The sequence below is a fragment of the Pseudoalteromonas denitrificans DSM 6059 genome (assembly GCF_900112265.1).
Classification (GTDB): Bacteria; Pseudomonadota; Gammaproteobacteria; order Enterobacterales; family Alteromonadaceae; genus Pseudoalteromonas; species Pseudoalteromonas denitrificans.
On record NZ_FOLO01000005.1, the window covers coordinates 30,282 to 49,858 of the forward strand.

15 protein-coding genes are annotated in these 19,577 nt (G+C 34.7%); all 15 read left to right on the forward strand.

Annotation, left to right across the window (positions count from 1 at the left end; genetic code table 11):
* The first annotated feature begins 246 nt into the window (after positions 1–246).
* The 15 genes from BM088_RS04715 to BM088_RS04785 all read left to right on the forward strand — a co-directional run bounded on the left by BM088_RS04715 (position 247) and on the right by BM088_RS04785 (position 19,573).
* Complete coding sequence (locus BM088_RS04715) at positions 247–1,593, forward strand: type VI secretion system protein TssA (protein WP_091980696.1); 1,347 nt, start codon at positions 247–249, stop codon at positions 1,591–1,593.
* A 42-nt stretch (positions 1,594–1,635) separates the two neighbouring features.
* A complete protein-coding gene (locus BM088_RS04720) occupies positions 1,636–2,166 on the forward strand; it encodes an Hcp family type VI secretion system effector (RefSeq protein ID WP_091980700.1) in 531 nt (176 codons plus the stop codon).
* Between the two features lie 29 nt (positions 2,167–2,195).
* Positions 2,196–2,699, forward strand: coding sequence for a type VI secretion system contractile sheath small subunit (gene tssB / locus BM088_RS04725; protein WP_091980703.1), 504 nt, complete (start codon positions 2,196–2,198; stop codon positions 2,697–2,699).
* Positions 2,699–4,177 (forward strand): type VI secretion system contractile sheath large subunit, encoded by a 1,479-nt coding sequence (gene tssC, locus BM088_RS04730; RefSeq protein ID WP_091980706.1) that lies wholly within the window; start codon positions 2,699–2,701, stop codon positions 4,175–4,177. The genes tssB and tssC overlap by 1 nt, the downstream gene beginning before the upstream one ends.
* 64 nt (positions 4,178–4,241) lie before the next feature.
* Positions 4,242–5,642: a type VI secretion system contractile sheath domain-containing protein gene (locus BM088_RS04735; protein WP_091980709.1), complete on the forward strand. Its 1,401-nt coding sequence runs from the start codon at positions 4,242–4,244 to the stop codon at positions 5,640–5,642.
* Positions 5,642–6,055, forward strand: coding sequence for a GPW/gp25 family protein (locus BM088_RS04740; RefSeq protein WP_091980713.1), 414 nt, complete (start codon positions 5,642–5,644; stop codon positions 6,053–6,055). The genes BM088_RS04735 and BM088_RS04740 overlap by 1 nt, the downstream gene beginning before the upstream one ends.
* Positions 6,048–7,853, forward strand: coding sequence for a type VI secretion system baseplate subunit TssF (gene tssF / locus BM088_RS04745; protein ID WP_177207951.1), 1,806 nt, complete (start codon positions 6,048–6,050; stop codon positions 7,851–7,853). Before BM088_RS04740 ends, tssF begins: the two co-directional genes overlap by 8 nt.
* Positions 7,844–8,848: a type VI secretion system baseplate subunit TssG gene (locus BM088_RS04750; protein WP_091980720.1), complete on the forward strand. Its 1,005-nt coding sequence runs from the start codon at positions 7,844–7,846 to the stop codon at positions 8,846–8,848. The genes tssF and BM088_RS04750 overlap by 10 nt, the downstream gene beginning before the upstream one ends.
* 4 nt (positions 8,849–8,852) lie before the next feature.
* Positions 8,853–11,459, forward strand: coding sequence for a type VI secretion system ATPase TssH (tssH, locus tag BM088_RS04755; RefSeq protein ID WP_091980724.1), 2,607 nt, complete (start codon positions 8,853–8,855; stop codon positions 11,457–11,459).
* 8 nt (positions 11,460–11,467) lie between these two features.
* Positions 11,468–12,175 (forward strand): type 2 periplasmic-binding domain-containing protein, encoded by a 708-nt coding sequence (locus BM088_RS04760; protein ID WP_091980727.1) that lies wholly within the window; start codon positions 11,468–11,470, stop codon positions 12,173–12,175.
* Positions 12,176–12,195: 20 nt separating this feature from the next.
* The gene (locus BM088_RS04765) at positions 12,196–13,200 is read left to right on the forward strand and encodes a type VI secretion system-associated FHA domain protein (RefSeq protein WP_091980731.1); all 1,005 of its coding nucleotides are present in this window, start codon (positions 12,196–12,198) and stop codon (positions 13,198–13,200) included.
* A gap of 1 nt (position 13,201) precedes the next feature.
* Positions 13,202–13,705: a type VI secretion system lipoprotein TssJ gene (gene tssJ / locus BM088_RS04770; protein WP_091980734.1), complete on the forward strand. Its 504-nt coding sequence runs from the start codon at positions 13,202–13,204 to the stop codon at positions 13,703–13,705.
* Positions 13,706–13,724: 19 nt separating this feature from the next.
* Positions 13,725–15,059, forward strand: coding sequence for a type VI secretion system baseplate subunit TssK (gene tssK / locus BM088_RS04775; protein WP_177207952.1), 1,335 nt, complete (start codon positions 13,725–13,727; stop codon positions 15,057–15,059).
* A gap of 12 nt (positions 15,060–15,071) precedes the next feature.
* Complete coding sequence (gene icmH, locus BM088_RS04780) at positions 15,072–16,232, forward strand: type IVB secretion system protein IcmH/DotU (RefSeq protein WP_091980741.1); 1,161 nt, start codon at positions 15,072–15,074, stop codon at positions 16,230–16,232.
* Complete coding sequence (locus BM088_RS04785) at positions 16,229–19,573, forward strand: type VI secretion protein IcmF/TssM N-terminal domain-containing protein (RefSeq protein WP_091980745.1); 3,345 nt, start codon at positions 16,229–16,231, stop codon at positions 19,571–19,573. Before icmH ends, BM088_RS04785 begins: the two co-directional genes overlap by 4 nt.
* Positions 19,574–19,577 lie beyond the last annotated feature (4 nt).

Consider the following 19,577-nt stretch of genomic DNA (forward strand, 5'->3'; position numbering starts at 1 on the left):
TATCCACATTTCCTCCATTGTTTTATTTTATTTTAACTATATTCTGTATTAATAAGATAGTTAGGAGTAAGCTTTGCGTAAATGTACCTCTTTCTGTGAACATATTAAACAAAACTAGTAACTTATTGTTACTTTAAGTTAAAAATTAGTTTGCAACTGATCTAATACAAGATTTGCATTAACATTTTTTTACCTTACATTTTGTTTAGGCAATAAATACATAAATAACAATAATACGGAATATGAGTGGATTATAAGAATTTATTACACCCTATAGAAGGTGATTCAGCGGTCGGTTGTTATCTCAAAGATGATCGTTCAGCATATCGTGGTTTACGAAATAACTTTAATGCTGCTCAATCTTCGTTTAGACGTTTAATTGAAACGCCTGACTCCACAACAGATGAAACATTATTTGAAGAAAACCAAAAAAACTGGCAAGTCGTCAATGAAAGCTGTTGGCAAACATTAACGGAAAAAAGTAAAGACGTTGAAGTTTATTGTTGGTGGGTGATGTCTTTAGCGTTCCAAAAAGAGTCTATTTCTAAAATTTCATCTGCTTTATCCGTTTTAGTTGAATTTATCGAAACATTTTGGCCTGATATTCAACCATTTTTACCAGATAATAAATTAAAATCATCTGAGCCAAATGAACAGGCAGCGCAAAGAGCGGAGTTACAATTAAGACCTCTGATACAGTTATTGGGGGAAAGTGTTAATAGCGGCTTGTTGTATATGCCATTACAAATGTTGCCTTTAATTGGTGAGATAGATCATGCTCAATACTTTTCTGCAACAAAATCAGGCAGTTTAGCAAAATTAAAAGCGCAAGCTAAAAAAGATTTCACAACATATAAAAGTGAAATATCAATTACAATTCATGCACTTGATGATGCATTGTCTTCTATTAACAAACTTGATATTTGGCTTAAAAACACAGCTTCACAGCTTGCTATACCGGTTATCAGCGCACAATTTATAAAAGAAAATCTAAATGATTGTCTACAAGCAATAAAATACCTTGTACTTGATAGCTATGCGACTTGGCCGTTAGATGTTATAACCCCAAGTACTATAATTGAAGAAACAGCAGCGCCAGAACAAGTTCAACCTATAGAGCAAAGTAATAGCCAACAAGGTAGAACAGTTTCAATACAAGCTGAAATGATCAAAAATAATGAACCTCTAACACAAGTTTCAGGTCAACTAACAAATAGAGATCATGCTTTTCAAGAACTCAGAAAAATAGCAGATTATTTTTCAAAAACAGAACCTCATAGCCCAGTGTCTTTTATATTAGAAAAAGCAATTCGCTGGGGCTATATGTCTTTACCTGATTTGATGCAGGAGTTGGTTTCTGGTAATGATAAAGTTTTAGAACAAATAAGTTTAGTTACAGGCATAAACAACGAAAAAGCAGATATCAGTGCTTATAAAGCGCCTGAACCTGTTATTCAACCCTCAGCACCCGTTACCGAAAAAAAAACTGAAACGGTTGCTGAAGTAAAACCTGTACAAAAAAAAGATTCAAATGAAATACCCAATATCGAAAACACAAAAAACACATCTACAGAGTCCGATTTTAATTGGTAAACGGATAGTAGATTTATAACTTTTTAAAAGTGGAGAAATATCATGGCTTCTATTTACATGAGAATTGACGGAAACGATACAATTAAAGGTTCTGCAACCGTCACTGACATAGGTGGTAAAAAAGGTTTTTTTGCTATCGACTCTATGTCTTGGAGTGCAATGCGTAACGTATCTGTTGATATCGGTAATTCAGATAACAACGATGGTGGTATGGTTGCATTAGGTGAAATTCAATGTTCTAAGCAATTAGATGGTGCAAGCCCGTTTATTACCACTTTCTTATTTGCACCAGGTGAAACAGGTAAAAAAATTGAAATCGTTTTCACTAAACCAAACCGTGCAGGTAAAGGTCTAATTCCTTACCTTATCGTAACACTAGAAAACGCACGTATTTCTAGCTACAGTTTATCAGGTAGCGACGGTAGTCAACCTTCTGAAAACTACGCTATGACTTATGCCACAATTGCTCAAACTTACTATGTTGAAGCTGAAGGCGGTAAAGTTGAAAAAGCGGCTGAAGTGACATTTGATACAACGACAGCAGAAATTACTTCTCAAGCAGACCTGAAGTAATATCATAAAAAGAATTTAGGAATACTAAAATGGCATTAAATTCTCAACATAAACGCGTTAGTAAAAACCGCGTAAGCATCACCTATGATGTTGAAACGAATGGTGCATTAGAAACTAAAGAGTTACCTTTTGTTGTTGGTGTATTAGGTGACTTTTCAGCTGATAATGATAATAAACCAGATGTTGCTGATCGTGAATTTTTTCAAATCGATAAAGATAATTTCGATACGGTAATGAAACGTGTAGGCCCAGAACTTAAAATGAAAGTTGATAACGTTCTGGTTGATGATAATAGTCAAATTGAAGCGAATTTAACTTTTGACTCAATGAAAGACTTCACACCAGAAGCGATTGTTGAAAAAGTTGATGTTTTAAAGCAATTAGTTGATACACGTAACCAACTAAAAGTACTTTTGAGTAAAGCTGACCGTTCACGCGATCTTGAGAAGTTACTTAAAGAAGTACTTACCAGTGCAGAAACCATTCAAGCGCTTTCTGACGAACTTGGTTTAGGTTCTGAGGGAGATGCATAATGAGCACAGAACAAGAACAGGGCGCTGCAGCACAAGGTGAAGCTCAAGAAGTTAGTTTTCTTGACCGCGCCATCGCTGCAACGACGCAAACAGCACCGGATGCAACAAAAGAACTAGTTTCTGTTTTAATGGAGCAAGCAACCGCAGGCACTATTAGTTGGGATAAAAATCTGACTAAAACAATCGAAAATGCAATATCTTCGATTGATGAAAAGCTATCTAAGCAGTTGTCTGCCGTAATGCAGCAAGACAAATTCAAGAAACTTGAAGGTTCATGGCGTGGTTTGAATAAACTCGTACGTGAAAGTGAAGTGGGTACTGACTTAAAAATTAAAGTTGCCGACTTTAATCGTGATGATGTATTAGAGCAGTTTGAAGATGCACCGGCGATTGACCGTAGTCCATTATTCAATACTTTATATCAATCTGAATATGGTACTGCCGGTGGTGAACCTTATGGTTTATTACTAGGTGATTACCAGTTTGATGCCAGTGATGAAAGTGTCTCTTTATTACGTTATATGGGTGAAACCGCTGCGGCATGTCATGCCCCATTTGTTGCAGCCGCTTCTGCTAATATGTTTGAATTAGACAGCTACGAAGTATTCAATGAAGGCAAACCTGTTGCGCCAGCATTTGATTCACCTGCGTATGCATCTTGGAATTCATTCAGAGAAAGTGATGATGCCCGTTATGTTACTTTAACTTTACCTCAAACGATTGCACGCCTACCTTATGGTAAAAAAGGTGGCGCAACTAAGTCTTTTGATTATGAAGAGTTAGCCCTTGATGCTGAAGGTAACCCAAGACCAACAGGAAATGACCAAATTGTATGGTCAAATGCTGCTTTTGATATGGGTCTTAAAATGACACAAGCTTATACTGCATCAGGCTGGTGTACTTCAATCCGTGGTTTAGAAAATGGCGGTAAAGTGGAAGCCTTACCAAACCTGACTTTTAAATCAGATGCAGGTGATATTCAGCAGCAATGTCCAACTGAAGTAAACCTTACCGACGAACGTGAAAAAGAGCTCAGTGACTTAGGTTTCTTACCTTTAGTTCACTATAAAAACTCTGATTACGCAGTATTCATTGGCGGACAAACAACACAAAAACCTAAAACTTATGTTGACCCGGATGCAACGGCTAATGCTGCTATTTCAGCACGCTTACCTTTCATCATGGCCAGCAGCCGCATTGCGCATTATTTAAAAATTATGGGCCGTGATAAGTTAGGTTCTAACCTTGAAGCAACGGATGTAGAACGTGATCTAAATACTTGGATCAGCCAGTTTACAAATCCAGGTGCGATAGGTAACGAGCAACGCGCTAAAACACCTTTAGCTGAATCATCGATTCAAGTTGTTGAACAACCAGGAAAACCAGGTTCATACTCAGCAATTGCTCACTTAAAACCATGGTTACAAATGGAGTCTTTAACCACTTCAGTACGTATGGTTGCAAAAATACCAGGATAACTCCTGTTTAAGGCACTCATTTTATGAGTGCCTTTATTTATTCAAAAAAATAATAATGTGATAAATGAATAATATAGACGGATTAAAAGCGCTTAATTCTATTCAAAGTAATGATAAAAACTATTTGCCTAAGGCAATTAAAGTCATTGCTGATGCGTACTCGTCTCAAATAAATACATCAGATCAATTCAAAGCGCTCATTGTGCAACTTATTGCAAATATCGATACCGCTTTAAGCAAGCAAATGTCATTAATTTTGCAAAATCCACATTTTGAAGAATTAGAAGCAAGATGGCGTGGCATTCAAAATTTAGTATCAGTTCCCTTTAATAAACAACGTATAAAAATAAAGTGCCTTGATTATGATTGGCAAGCAGTATCCAACGACGTCAATTTATCAAGTGAGCTTAAAAGAACGCAACTGTATAATAAAATAGGCAATAACGAGCTAAATACCTTAGGTGGAGAGCCATTTGGTTTAGTCGTTGTTGATCATTGTGTGTCTGCTGAAATTAATGACTATAGTGGATATGACGATATTTATACACTTGAATTATTAGGTGCCTTAGGCCAGCACTGTTTATGCCCTTTTATTTTATCACCCGACGAAAGCTTTTTTGGTGAGTCAGACGGAAAGTGGTTTAGTGATATAAACCGAGTGAAAAAAATAATTGAGGGTCCTGATTATCTCAGCTGGCAAAAGTTAAGAGAGGTCGCATCAAGCCGATTTATTGGTTTAACTTTACCTAAATTAAAGCTCAGAGAAGAATATGAGAACTACTCTTGTGGTTTTGTATTAAATGAAGTGTCAAATAGAAAGCATCAAGGCTTATATGGTAATGCACATTTTGCATTTGCTAGCACAATAATACGTGAGTTTAATCGGATCAGTTGGTTTGGTTTTATGAAATCACGTTGGAATGATAGATTACAAGGGGCTGTACTTAACTTGCCCGAGACTTGCAAAAACCATCTTTGGTATCAACCTAGCCCTAAAGTAAGGTTATTTGGCAACATCGCACAATTTTATGCAAAACAAGGTTTTATTCCTTTAGCTCATAGTCCTTTAACAACCAAATATTATTTTATGGATAACCATTCTGTCTGGGCGGGGCAGCATCATAAAGATGATAAAGTATTATCCTTAATCCAAACGACTTTAATTTGTTGTCGTATTGCTCATTATCTAAAAGTTCAAATCCGAGAGTTATTAGGAAGTTTTGTTTCAGCTGGTGAATGTGAACAACATTTATCTAAGTGGCTCAGTAAATATGTTTCTAATGTTTCCTCCGCCAATGATGAAACATTAGCTAAATACCCTTTAAGGAGTGCAAAAGTAACAGTTCATGAAGCCGACAACAGCACCGGTGAGTACTTTTGTGAAGTCGCAATGCAACCTCAATATCAATTTGATATGTTTGCGGGTCAAATTTTGTTAACAACTGATTTAACTGAGGGGAAATAATGGTTTTTATCCGCTCATTTTTAAAAACACAACACTCAAGCGATGAGTCTCATTTACTCACATCGGTGAAATATAATTTAAAGCAGTTACTCGAAAGTGAAGCACCATTAATTGTTCTAGATGCAGATCTCACAGAATGTAAGAGATCTATTTTTTCTTATGGTGTAGAAGACATTCAAAGTTTAAATTATCAGTTAGGTAAAAATATTTTTACCTCCAGGATCAAAAGCCTTATCGATAACTTTGAATATAGAATTGAAAATGTTGAAATAAACATCTTAACAAATGATGATAAAAGCAATGCCATTAGCTTTATTATTTCTGGAGATTTAGTGGACGGTCAAGAGTTTCAACTAAATAGCAAACTTAATATCAGTGATTTTAGTTTATCAATGGAGAATGAAATTGTCTGATTTGTTAAACCGCTATTTTGAACGAGAACTGTCTTTGATCAGGCGTTCTGCGAGCGAATTCAAAACAAAGCATGCAGGTGTAGCAAATACCATGCACCTCAATGAAAAACGCTATGAAGATCCTAATATAACCCGTTTATTAGAGTCTGTAGCACTGCTTAGCGCTAAAAATGAAATGAAACTGGATCAACAGTTGCCTCATATCTCAAATGCATTGTGCTCAGTATTATATCCTTCATTTAATCAATTATTACCTTCTGCAATGAGTGTCAAACTCAAAGCTGACACAGATTCATTTGTTGAAACCATTAAAATTCCCCGAGGTGAAGCATTAAAAGTTAAAAATGAAACTGGGCAACTATGCCAGTTTAAATTTTGCAATGACGTCGTTTTTTCACCTTTATCATTAAATTCAGTATCAGCAAGATATGCTCCTTTTCCTTTTGACTTGCCAATAAAACATGATGCCAACTCGGTCATTCAATTAAAAATAAATACCAATGATCCTGAGGGACTTATATCTCAAAGTGTACCTGATATTTTAGGTTTATATTTACACGGTTTTGGTCAAGGTGCAGCGGGATTAATTGCACTTTTATTATCTCAGCTTAAATTTATTGCAATTTCAGATACAGACTTTAAACAGCTGACACTGTTAGATAAAACACAATTCAAACCCAGATGCATAGAACCTGAATTTACCGTTTTAGATAAAAAAGGAGTTGAGTTTACGGCTTACCAGATGATGCTGGAGTACTTTAACTATTCTGAAAAAAGAAAGTATTTTCAACTTGAAGGCTTAAATAAAGCAGTTAAATCAATCGATTCAAATGAAATGGTCATCAGCTTTTTTGTAAAAGATATTCCATCAGAATTTATAGGATTGTTTGATACAAGTGTATTTCAGCTTAATACGGCATTGGTGATCAATCAGTTTACTAACCGAGCAGAACCAATTTATTACAATCACCAACAGTTATCTGTCCCTTTAAACCCAGATGCGAGCAATCAAGCATCGAATATTGAGATTATCAGTGTTAAAAGTGTTAAAGAAGTGAAACCGGATGGAGAGTATTTATTACAACCCTTATTTGCAAAGCGCTATTTTGATAAAAATAATGGATTATTGTGGTTTAGTGAAACCCATATAAATCGTAATAAAAAGTTTCAACACCACTTATCAATTAGCTTTGACCCAAATTCACAGCATGAAATCAATCACGCAAAAGAACATTTATTAACCACAGATTTGTTATGTTGCAATGGCCGAACACCTTGCTCAATCAATACTGGTAGTACATTAAAGTTTTCAGGCGCAATAGAGCTTCCAGGAGAGCTGGTAAGTCATAATGTTCCAACAGTGCCTTTTTACCCAAATGAGTCTCAACAGCTTCACTGGAAGTTAATTGAACTATTAAGCACCAATTTTAGCGCATTGACTAATGTGGAGGAGCCGACTGAAAAATTACGAAACTTATTATCCGTTTTTAGTCGCTCTACACAGCAGCAAGTTTTAACATCAGCGATTCAAAAAGTGAGTTATCAACAAAAAGTAGCTCGCATGTATATTGATGGCGTTAATATATTTACTTCAGGCACATTAATTCAAATAGAAATGGCTGTATTTGATAAAAAAAATGCAATGAATATTTGGCTTTTTATACACCTTTTAAATGAATTTTTTGCAGGGTTTTGTAGCTTTGATCGCTTCATTGAATTAGAAGTCACTCTATCTACCGATAAAGGTAAAGAATATATAAACTTTGATAAGATTCATGGTGCTCAGCGATGTCTTTGATTCAACAAGCTCAGGCGCAGCCAGATAAATTTGAGCTAGTTCAGCTGATTCGGATTATCAATCGTCACCTAGCGAAAACTGAACAAGCGTTTGAACTCATTGTTGAGGCTGATCCTATGCCAAATAATATGAAGTCGCAGATCAGTGAGTTTAAATTTTTAGGTAAAAAAGCCATTATTTCCAGTAGTAAAACTTCTCTGACCTCTGGTGACACTGTTGTACCAGTTTATATCTACGAAGAATTATTAAAGGCATTTCATGGTGAAGATTATGCTTTATTTGATTTTTTAAATATTTTTAACGACAGATATTTTAAATTATTTGCTCGAACAGTAGAAAAAACACACTTATTATTAACAGATGAAATTGATCGTTACTTTAAAGATGCTAGACAAAAAAATAGCCAGGTTCATTTAGCAAACAGCATTGCACAACTTACAAGTCTGCCTAATAGCCCACAAACAAAGAACTGGCTAGGCTATAGTTTAATGTTAGGTTTACCTAATAGATCACAGCAAAATTTACAACAAATATTATCTGACTATTTTGAACTTAACATTACCACTTTTTGCACCCATTTGAGCAAACATCAATTAACGCATGAAAGCTGGACTAAGCTTGGAGCAAAAAAAAACATTAATAATGCATCAAGCGGTGGACAAAACAATCAGCTAGGACAAGGTTTTTTATTAGGTCAAAGATGCTGGTTGTCGAAACAAAAAATTAACATTACAGTAGAAGTTAAAAATGAATATCAGTTACATCAATTAACCAGTGATAATAATTGGTTTAAAGAGCTAGCAGATATGACGCGTTATTATTTAAGAGATAAAACGCAAATCGGAATTTTTTTAAAAGCACCTGATAGTTGGTTTGAACGAACTAAGCTCTCGACAAAACAAGATGAGACTGTTTGTTTAGGTCGAGGATTTCATATAAAAAGCACTCAACAGGATAAACCCGTAGTTTACCTGATCCACTTAGTAAAGGATTGATACTATGCCACAAGTAAATTTACCTAATTTAATCGCAAAGCTAGATCCTACAGCTAAGCGAGCCTTAGAATTAGCAGCTGGAGACGCAATGAATACACATTGCCCAGCCATTGAGCTTGAACATTGGCTTATGCAGCTTATTTATAAACCAGATACACAAGTAACCCAGTTTTTTACCAGTCAAAAAATAGAACCAGACGCGGTGATAAAAGAACTTTCAAGTAAGTTAACAAAACTCAATAAAGGTTTTGAAGGCCAACCAAGTCTAAGTGGTAATTTAACAGAATTAATAAAGTCTGCTTGGCTATGTGCAACCGTTGATTTCTCTCATGATCAGTTAACAACTTTGCATATTATATTAGCATCGCAACAAGTTGGTGATTTAGGCACTAAAGCCATTACCCTTAAAAGTTTAGACAACTTTTCCGAGTCAGCTTTACGGAATCAAATATCAAAATTGAAAGTTGCTCATGTTGGTACTAAATCAATGGGAGCCAGTACCCCTGGAGTGAGTTCAGGTGATGCTTTAGAAAAATATACGACAAACCTGACACAAGCTGCTCGTGATGGACAACTTGATAGCGTTTTAGGACGTAATCAAGAAGTCAGAACCGCAATTGATATTTTATGTCGTAAAAGACAAAATAATCCTATTTTTGTTGGCGAACCAGGCGTAGGTAAAACGGCCGTTGTTGAAGGTTTAGCAATTAAAATAGCACAAGGTGAAGTTCCAGGAGCGATTAAAGGTGTTGAAATACATAGTTTAGACTTAGGTTTGCTGCAAGCAGGGGCGAGTGTAAAAGGTGAATTTGAAAACCGCTTAAAAGATGTCATTAATGAAGTGAAAACATCCGAAAAACCTATCGTCGTTTTTATTGATGAAGCACATACCTTAATTGGCGCTGGAGGAGCAGAAGGTCAAAATGATGCTGCAAACCTGTTAAAACCTGCTTTAGCCAGAGGAGAGTTTAGGACTTTAGCCGCAACAACCTGGGATGAATACAAAAAATATTTTGAAAAAGATCCAGCATTAACCCGTCGCTTTCAGGTCGTGAAAGTTGAAGAGCCAAATGCTGCCGATTCATTGCAAATCTTACGCGGCGTTGCCGAGTCTCTACAAAAACATCATAATGTTTATATTCGAGAATCAGCAGTTGAAGCTGCAGTAAATTTATCTATCCGATATTTGCCTGCGCGTATGTTACCCGACAAAGCAATTAGCTTGTTAGATACCAGTTGTGCTCGAATTGCCTTAACACAAGGCGCTAAACCTGAAGCAATTGAAAGTTTAGAGCAGAACCTGCTTTACTCTCAAAATGAGCTAGAAGTAATGCAACGAGAGTCATCTATTTTTGATGGTGTCTCTTTTGAGATTGATAAATTAAAACAAAAAATATTAGAGATTGAACAAGCGCTAACAGCTCTTAATGCCCGCTGGGAAAATGAATTAGAACTTGTTCAAAATGTAATTGAATTACAAAGGCTAGTAACCGAAAACCTAGCCAATGAAACACCTGATGAAAACAGCCATAAAGAACTTAATACTAAGCTTGTTGAACTTGAATCATTACAAGCAGGTGAGCCTTTAGTAAATGCGATGGTTGATGATATTACCATAGCACAGGTTATTGCCTCGTGGACCGGTATTCCAATAGGCAACATGCTCAGTGATGAAGTGAAAAAACTGTTATCAATTGAAGAAAATTTACATAAACGTGTAATAGGTCAAAGCACAGCGATTAGTGAGCTTGCAAAAAGCATTCGCATATCACGTGCAGGTTTAACCGATAGCAGAAAACCCATAGGTGTCTTTTTAATGTGTGGTCCTAGCGGTGTCGGTAAAACAGAAACTGCTGTTGCACTAACAGATTTATTATATGGTGGCAGCAACGACATGACTGTTATCAATATGACCGAATTTAAAGAAGAGCATAAAATCTCTATGCTATTAGGTGCTCCGGCAGGTTATGTTGGTTTTGGTAAGGGTGGTGTTTTAACGGAAGCGGTACGTCGTAACCCATATTCAGTTTTATTACTAGATGAAATGGAAAAAGCTCACCCAGGTGTGCACGATTTATTTTATCAAATATTTGATAAAGGTTCGATTGCAGATAGTGAAGGCCGTAACGTTGATTTTCGTAATACGATTATTATCATGACATCAAATGCCGCCGATCAAGCCATATGCGATGTATGCGATGCGCATACTGAACGTTTACCTAATGAAGAGTTAGTTGAAGAAATACGCCCTGCATTACAACAATACTTTAAACCTGCATTTTTAGGTCGCGCAACTGTTGTGCCTTATTATCCACTCAATGACGAAGAGTTAGGTAAAATCTGTGATATAGCATTAAACCGTATTCGTAAAAAGCTCGTTGAACAATATAAGGCCAGCTTCAATTATGATGCGTCATTTGTGCAATATGTTGTCAATAAAAATAATGATCCGACCACAGGTGCCCGTGGTATAGAACAGATAATTAATCGTTCTTTAATGCCTAGGCTTGCAGAACAATGCATTACCTTATTAAGTGAAGGTAAATCGATTAATACTGTAACCGTAAAATGTGCCGATGAAGGCGATTTTGAAGTTATAATAGAGTCTTAGGAGTTGATGTGTCTCAATTCATATTGAAGTTTTTGTTTGTCATATTTTTGCTAATACCCAATAGTGTATTAGCAAATTCAGGACCAAAAAGACTGTTACTGACAACACAAGAATGGCCTCCGTATCAAACTTATTCGTCTGATACGATTTCAGGTTTAGCGGTTACCCGACTAAAATGTGTTTTGAGACAGCTAGAACAACCTTATCAACTCACAATGACAAGTTGGGAGAATGCACAATTAAAAGTGCAAGATAATGAGCAACATGGTTTTTTTGTAGCAGAGCAAACCCCGATAAGGGATAAATATGCTACTTTTTCTAAACCTTTGATTAATCACCATTGGTATTGGTATTTTTCAAATTCATTGTCAAATATCGATTTAACACAAAGTAATAAACAACAATGGAAAGTCAGCTCAAAATTTGGCACTAATAAATGGTTTTATTTACATAATAAAAATTACGATGTAATAAAAAAACCTAGAAATGTTAAAACGCTATTAGATATGTTAATGCATAATGAAGTAGATGCGGTTTTAGTTGATGAACTTGCCATGCAAGTTGAATTAAAAAAAAGAGGCATGTTAGCAACAAGCTTTAGAAGCAAACAAGTGGCAACTAAACCATTAGGCGTGTACTTTCAGAAAAAATTTATTAACAAGTACCCTAATTTTTTAAATGAATTTAACCAGTTAATTCCAGACTGTTTAGAATAAAATAAATTGAATATATAAACATGGCTATAACAATACAATTAACTGAAGTACCACAAAATGAAAACGTCACTAATCGTGTTTTCACTTTGCCTAAACAAGGCGGCACCTTTGGTTCATCATTTGACTGTATGATTGAATTACCAGATAGAAGTGGCCAAGTAGCTGCAATTCACGGTCAATTTATCGCTAATAAACACAACATGGGAATAGAAGCTTTTAATGGCAATAAAATAAAAATAAATGGCACAACATTAGCTTCAGGGCGGATTGCCCCAATTGAAGATGGCTCTATGATTGAAGTTGCTGATTATATGATGCTTATCAGTCAGGTAAATGATTCAAATTCAAATGATATTGAGAAAGACTCTTTTTCTCAGGCTAAATTTAAAGATGTGCATTTTTCATTAGATGGTATCCAAGACAATGATCTTGAAGAAGATATAATTATGAAAAATGATAAAAAACAGATATCTCAAGGAGTTTTAATGAGCGAAGATCAACAACCACATTTTATAAATAATGGCGTTTTTGTTGATGACCCTTTTGATGAAGACCCATTTAAAGATGAAGATATTAGTTTAAAGCAAGAATCGAATTCAACAGGTGTGCAAAATGAAACGGATGTTTTCACTGCTGAACCTATCAATTCGAATAAACAAGATAACTTAATATTTGAGCATCAAACAATTAAAAGTGATTCAGCTCCGGAACCTGTGAATAATACAGTTAATACAACTAAAATTGATCATTTAGTTCGACTGTTAGATACACAAATAGTCAGTGCTAATGAGCAACAATCAAACCTGTTTCAAGCATTAGATAAAACATTGACAACCTTTATGGAAGAATTTTCACCAAAACATCTTGAAGATGTTTATAGTGATTTTGGCACGCCTCTATTTGCTTCAAAAGAAAAGCAATACTGGCGATTATATAGAAAATCATTTAATCGACGTTTAGATAAAGGCGATTATCACCGCTTATTTAAAGCTTTATTACTTGAAAATATGCAAACGAAGGATTGAAATGATTAAATCATTTTTAATGGTATTCATATTATGCACACAGCTAGTACTGAGTGGCTGTAGTGTATTTTCAGGGCCAGATGAACCTGAACCAGTATTACTGGCAGTCACACTCAATGCAGGAAAAAACATAAACCCGTCAAAATTAAGTGAAGCGAATCCTGTGGTGATCCGTATTTATCAGCTAAAATCGATAGATACATTTAAATCAGCGCAAGTTTTAGATTTATTTCAACAAGATGCAACAATTCTTGCTGATAGCTTAATACAAAAGCAAGTATTAGCGAGTTTAGTACCTAAAGAAAAAAGAAATTTAGAAATAGAATTACTTTCAGGTACAAAGTATTTAGCTGTTTTTGTACAATTCTCTAACTACTCTCAAGCAAAAACAAAAGCTTGGCTAGATGTATCTAAATTTGAAGATATTAAAAATATAAATGTATCTATTGATTCATTAACCATCAATATGCAAGAAATACCGCAAGAAAGCTTTTGGTCATGGTAAACATCTTAGGAGAATAAACTTGGATTTATTAAAACAAGTTGTATGGAAAGAAGGGAGTTTTATCTCACCACAGCATTTTCAGCAACAAGCATTGCATTTTAAGTCATATATACAAAATTATAACGGTACTATGGGATACTCAGGTCACTATGGATTAAGTGATATCACAGTAAATACCGACTTGTTAAAAATAGGAAAAATTGCCATCACCTTTTGTAATGGTCTTTTTCCTGATGGGCATTATTTTCTATTAGATGAAGAAATTGTTATTGATGTACCAGAAGATGCCGTAAAAAAAACAGTTTATATTTCAATACCGCTGGCGCTTCAAGGTAGTCCTGCATTTGGAGAGCAAAGCAGTCAAGCAACGCGCTATTTATGCCAAACGATGACGAGCTATAACAATACCTCAACGCAAAGCGACAGTATCGAACTAGAAGTTGCCAAAGACAATGCATGCCTCTCTATTGGCAAGACAGATATGGCAGGTTATGTTTCATTTCCCATTGCACGAATACTTGAAACGCGTGAAACAGGTGAAGTGGTTTTTGATAGTAGCTTTATTCCCGCCTGTATTCACTTCCAAGCTTCAATTTATTTATTCGATAAAATAAAAATGCTGCAAAGCTTATTACAAATAAGAGCAAAAGAAGTACATAAACGCATTGCTGTAGGTCAAGAAAGTAAAAGTGACCAAACCTTGTATAAAGATTTTTTATGGTTACAAACATTAAACCGCTGGCTCCCTTGGAGTGACTGGGTTGAACAAGATACGCAATACACAACACATCAACTATACCGAGATTTAACGACATTATCGGCTGAGCTTTCAGGTTTAACACCTGAACTACCTGATACATTTGCAACTTTAAATTACGATGACCTATATCAAGTATTTAGTCCGATTTTCATGAAACTACGTAATCAGTTAAGCATGGTATTACAAGACTCTGTAATTGAATTTAAATGGGACGACCAATTATTTGAAAAACGCCGTTTATTACGTACTATCATTAATGATCCCGATAATATGTTAAAACGACGCTTTGTAATGAGTATAGAGTCAAGTTTATCTAATGATGAAATTGCACAACATATACCACAATCAGCCACTTTAGCGGGTAACAGTAATATTGTTGAGTTAGTACGAAATGCAATGTCGGGTATTGAACTAATACACCTTTTGGTTGCACCTCACGAACTAAAACCAAAATCAGCTGCTAGCTATTTTGAAGTAAATACCAAAAATGATTTATGGCTTGATATGCTCAATAAAGGTGAAACGCTTAATATGCATATTGATAACAGAATACCCGACTTAAAAGTGACCCTATATGCACTTACACTCGGTTAAAAGAAGAGATATATGTCACAGTTAAGCAGTCAGACCCTTAATATTGACTTTAGTGATAAAGTGCAAAAAACACAGTTACCTTTTAACTATTCTGATAATGCACTTTATAATTTAAGCATACCAATTTTGTCAGTTATTCTGACTTTATCTCGTTTACCCAAACCTGAGAACTTGGAATTATTTAAAAATTTATTAAAACAGTACATAGTAGATTTAAGTGAAGAAGGTAAAAAACTTGATTATCCAGCAGCTGTAATCGATAAACTTTGTTGTTTACATTGCATTGTTTTAGATGAGTTCATTATTCACGGCTTCTGGGGTGAAGATGCAGGGTGGGAGAATAATACTTTATTAAGCGAACTGTTTGGCTTAAAAAATGGTGGGGATTTATTTTTTACTGTCACTGAGAAGGCACTTAAACAATCAGCAAAAATGCAGGATATATTACAGTTATGTTATGTTTTTTTACAAATGGGGTTTAAGGGTCGATATCGTTCAAGACAATCTGAACAATTAGGATTAATCTCAAAGCAAATACACCAAGCAATAGAAAACAAAACTCAAAGCGCTAATATTTTAATTAAAGATGCGCCTATTGCTAAGTCTTTATTTTTAAAAAATGGCGCAAGATACATCTCTTTCACGCTCATTATTTTGTTTACCTTAACCTTGGTTTATGCTTTTTTTGATTATTGGTTTAAAGAAACATATTCACTTCGTGCAAAAGAATTAACAGATTTAAAGAAAATGACAGCAAATTATGTTCTGAACACGCAAGCAAAAGATATTGTTTATATCAGTACGGCTGAAGATATTCATGCGGTTAATAATTTAACGCAACAACATCCCCCTAAAACGTCAGAAAAAAACATGCAAACAGGACACTCACATGTTGATCTAGACTTATCTCAAAATATAGGTATCGCAACTACTCGCCTACCATTTAGAATTCAGCTTGCTACTTTTTCGTCAAAAGAAAACGCAAATAAATACCTGACTAAAATAAAAAATAGCCTCTATCAGATTTCAATGATGCCGACGGGAAATTATTTCATCATCTATAGTGAAGCAGAATCTAAGTTAGAAGCAAAAAAACAACAAAAGTATTTTAAGGAAAATTACCAGATATCAACAATTAGATCTGAAGTTGATATAACAGGCACGGTGCAATGATGACTTTTACCCTTACAAAAAAACACCTAATTGGCGGTATTTTAATATCACTTTTTACCGGTTTTACACTTGCTTGGTGGCTTGTACCAAATTTAAATTGGATTTTTGCCGCAGCTGCCATCGTTATTTTAATAATAGGCAGTTCCTTATGGTTTTTTAATCGTGATAACGCAACAGTAAAGCAACAAAAAAACTTAGAAAAACAAGATGTTCAATTAGTTAAAAAATTATTTAACTCTTTTATAACTGAGTTAAAAGACAGAGGATTACACAAACATAAATATAGACTTCCCTGGTATCTTTATATCACGCATAACCTTAAAACAGATGAAGCAATTTTAACGCAAATGGGTTTTAGAAATAGCACGGCATTAAACTTTTCAAATCAATTACCTGTTCAAATTTGGTTAAAAAACAATGCGGTTATTTTAACAGCTCAGATTTCCAGCCAAGACCGCCGCTCATTAACCTGCATAAAACACTTAATAAAGCATGCAAAAAACTTTCGTTCTCGCCAGACTTTGAATGGCATTATTACCAGCCAATCTGTTGATAACTTAATTAGTAAGAATAAAAACAACTGCCAACAAGTCGCTAACGACTTACGTTTAGCAATAGATGAAACCCAAACTTTATCCGGTCAAAAATTACCTATTTATGTTTTATTTAATCAAATGGCTGGCTTGGCTGATTTTTGTCAATTTTTTGCATCTTTAGATGAACCTGAACTAGATGGTAATTTTGGCGCTTTAAATGTAAAAAATGCTAATTTAGGTAAGTTTACACTGGATTGGTTTGAAAAAAGTTACAACGATATTTGCCAAAGAATGGGACACTCAGTTTTAAGAGCCTTAGATAGTCAGTTAAGTGAGCAGTTTAGGCGCTCAGTTGTGGCAGCACCCGTGCAATTTAAACAAATTCAATCCGAGATCAGTTACTTTTTAGAGCAATTATTAATACCAAAATCAGCAACTAAAGATTATGAATTTAGAGGCTATTTTTTTACCAATACTCAGCAACAGTCTCAAGCAACCGACCCCTTAACAAAACAAATTGCATATCAATTAGGTTTTAATGAAATGCTGTGTAGTGATAGTGTTAAGCTACCACATAGTATTTTTGTTACGCATTTATTTGATGACATCATTCGCCCCGAAGCGGGACTTGCTAGCATTAATATAACTCGAAAGCGCCTTTTCTGGGGATTTCAAATAAGTTATAGCTTAGCTGTATTAACCTTAGTTGTGAGTTCAATCGCTTTACTTAAGCTCAACTTTGATTATTACCAGCCTTTAAATGGAAAAACGTTACAGGCATTGAAACAGTATCAAAATGTCATACGTAAAAAACCTTATGATATTGAAGAGCTAGCATTAAACGTCAATAATTTGAAAATGATCCGCAATATTTATCTTGATTATAATAAACCGACACCATTTTATATTTCTGATTTAGTGCCTAACCCACAATTAACTCAATCTGTTAAAGAGGCCTACCATAACGAGCTTAAAGATATTTTATTACCTTCTTTGGTGCACTATTTAGAAGATGAATTATTTGTATATGAAACTTTAGGCGACAGCTTACAAACGGCAAAGCTATTAAATTTAAATGAAGAATTACAAATACATGATGAAAAATCATGGAAGCATTTAAAATCTTATTATCGTCAATCTTTTATTAAAGAAGGGCATTCAGAAGCTGATACTTTGAAAAACCTCATTGTATTGATGGATGATTTGTATCAATTAGGCATGCCTAAGGTCACGCTTAATCAAAGCTTGCTTAGCCAATCTAAGGCCAGTATAGATAAAATAAACACCACTAAAGTACTTTTTGAATACATTAACGACTTACCTCAGTTTTCATCTATGGTAGATATTAGTACTGAGCTTGGTAATAACTTTGAATTGTTATATCAATTTAATAACAAATTAAAAGCGCAATTCGTACCCTTTATTTTTACGCCTCAAGGTTTCATCGGAATGGATTTATCCGCCAGTTCTAATTTGATGAAAGATATTATCAATAATAATAAATCCTTATTAGGTCACAAGCTTAATGAATTTGAAATTAATAACTTAGCAAAGAGTTTACAAAGGTACTATCAAAGGGAATATGTAAAATATTGGGTTAATTTTATTGATGCGATAGCACTCAAATCTATTTCAGATAATACACTGATGCATAACTTAGAGTTGATGGCTTCCAAAACCAATGCACCTCAAAATCGATTATACGAAACAATTGGCTATTATACTTTTCCAGAAATCGTCGTTAAAAAAGCAGCTGAAACGGAAAAAGAAAAACCAAAAAAATCGATAAAACCTTCTACAGACCAACTGGTTATGGCAAAAAATATTCAAGCTGAATTTGCCGTATATCACAGGTTTATTAAGCAAGACGATAAAGGTCTGAGTGAATTAGCATATTTACACGAAAATATCACACAAGTAGCTAAGTGGCTAAAAAAAGCCAAAGATAATAAAGATGTTGGCGCTTACTTCTTCAAGCAGCTCACTTCAAATAAACAAGATCAGAGCTTATATCAATTAGCGCAAATGCAACTTTCAATAGCCAAAATTGATTTACATGTTACGGGCTTAATTGACCTAATTAATCAAGAAGTTAATGCATATGTAGGTGAGCATGTTAATCAGGTTTGGCAAAAACAAATTAGTGAACCATTTAGCTTACAGTTTGCCAATAAGTTTCCATTTAATTTAGATAGTCAGAGCAGTGTTAATTTTAAATTATTTAATAAATACTTTAAGCCTGAAGGGGTCTTTGATCAGTTCAATGCACAGATACTTAATAAGTTTTCACTCGTTGAAAATAGCTTGACGTTAGATGGATTCACAACACAAAACAACTTAGTTATTCGTTCTGATATATATCAGCAGTTCATTGATTTAAAAGCAATACAGCAAACTTTGTATCAGCAAAGCCCGACACAAGCAGCCATTACTTTTAAAATAAAAACAGCATCTATGTCAGCTGATTTATTAAATTTTGAGTTGTTTTCTGAGCGCACTCTATTTGGTTATGAACATGGTCCTAAGTTATGGCAGAGCTTTACCTGGCCAGACTTCACTAAACAGAATACCTTGTTAACCATTTTTACAGATGTAAACAGTCAAAAGATCACGAGTGAATATGAAGGTGATTGGGCATGGTTAAAGCTTGTTTATAAGTATTATCAATTAGATGAAGGCAATGCTGAAATTAAAATAAAAGAAGCATTATCTCAAGTGACGCTATCACTATCAGTTGAGGGCGATACAGACCCATTTGATCCCCGTTTCTTTAGTCAAATAAAGCTTCCTAAAAAATTATTATAAATAT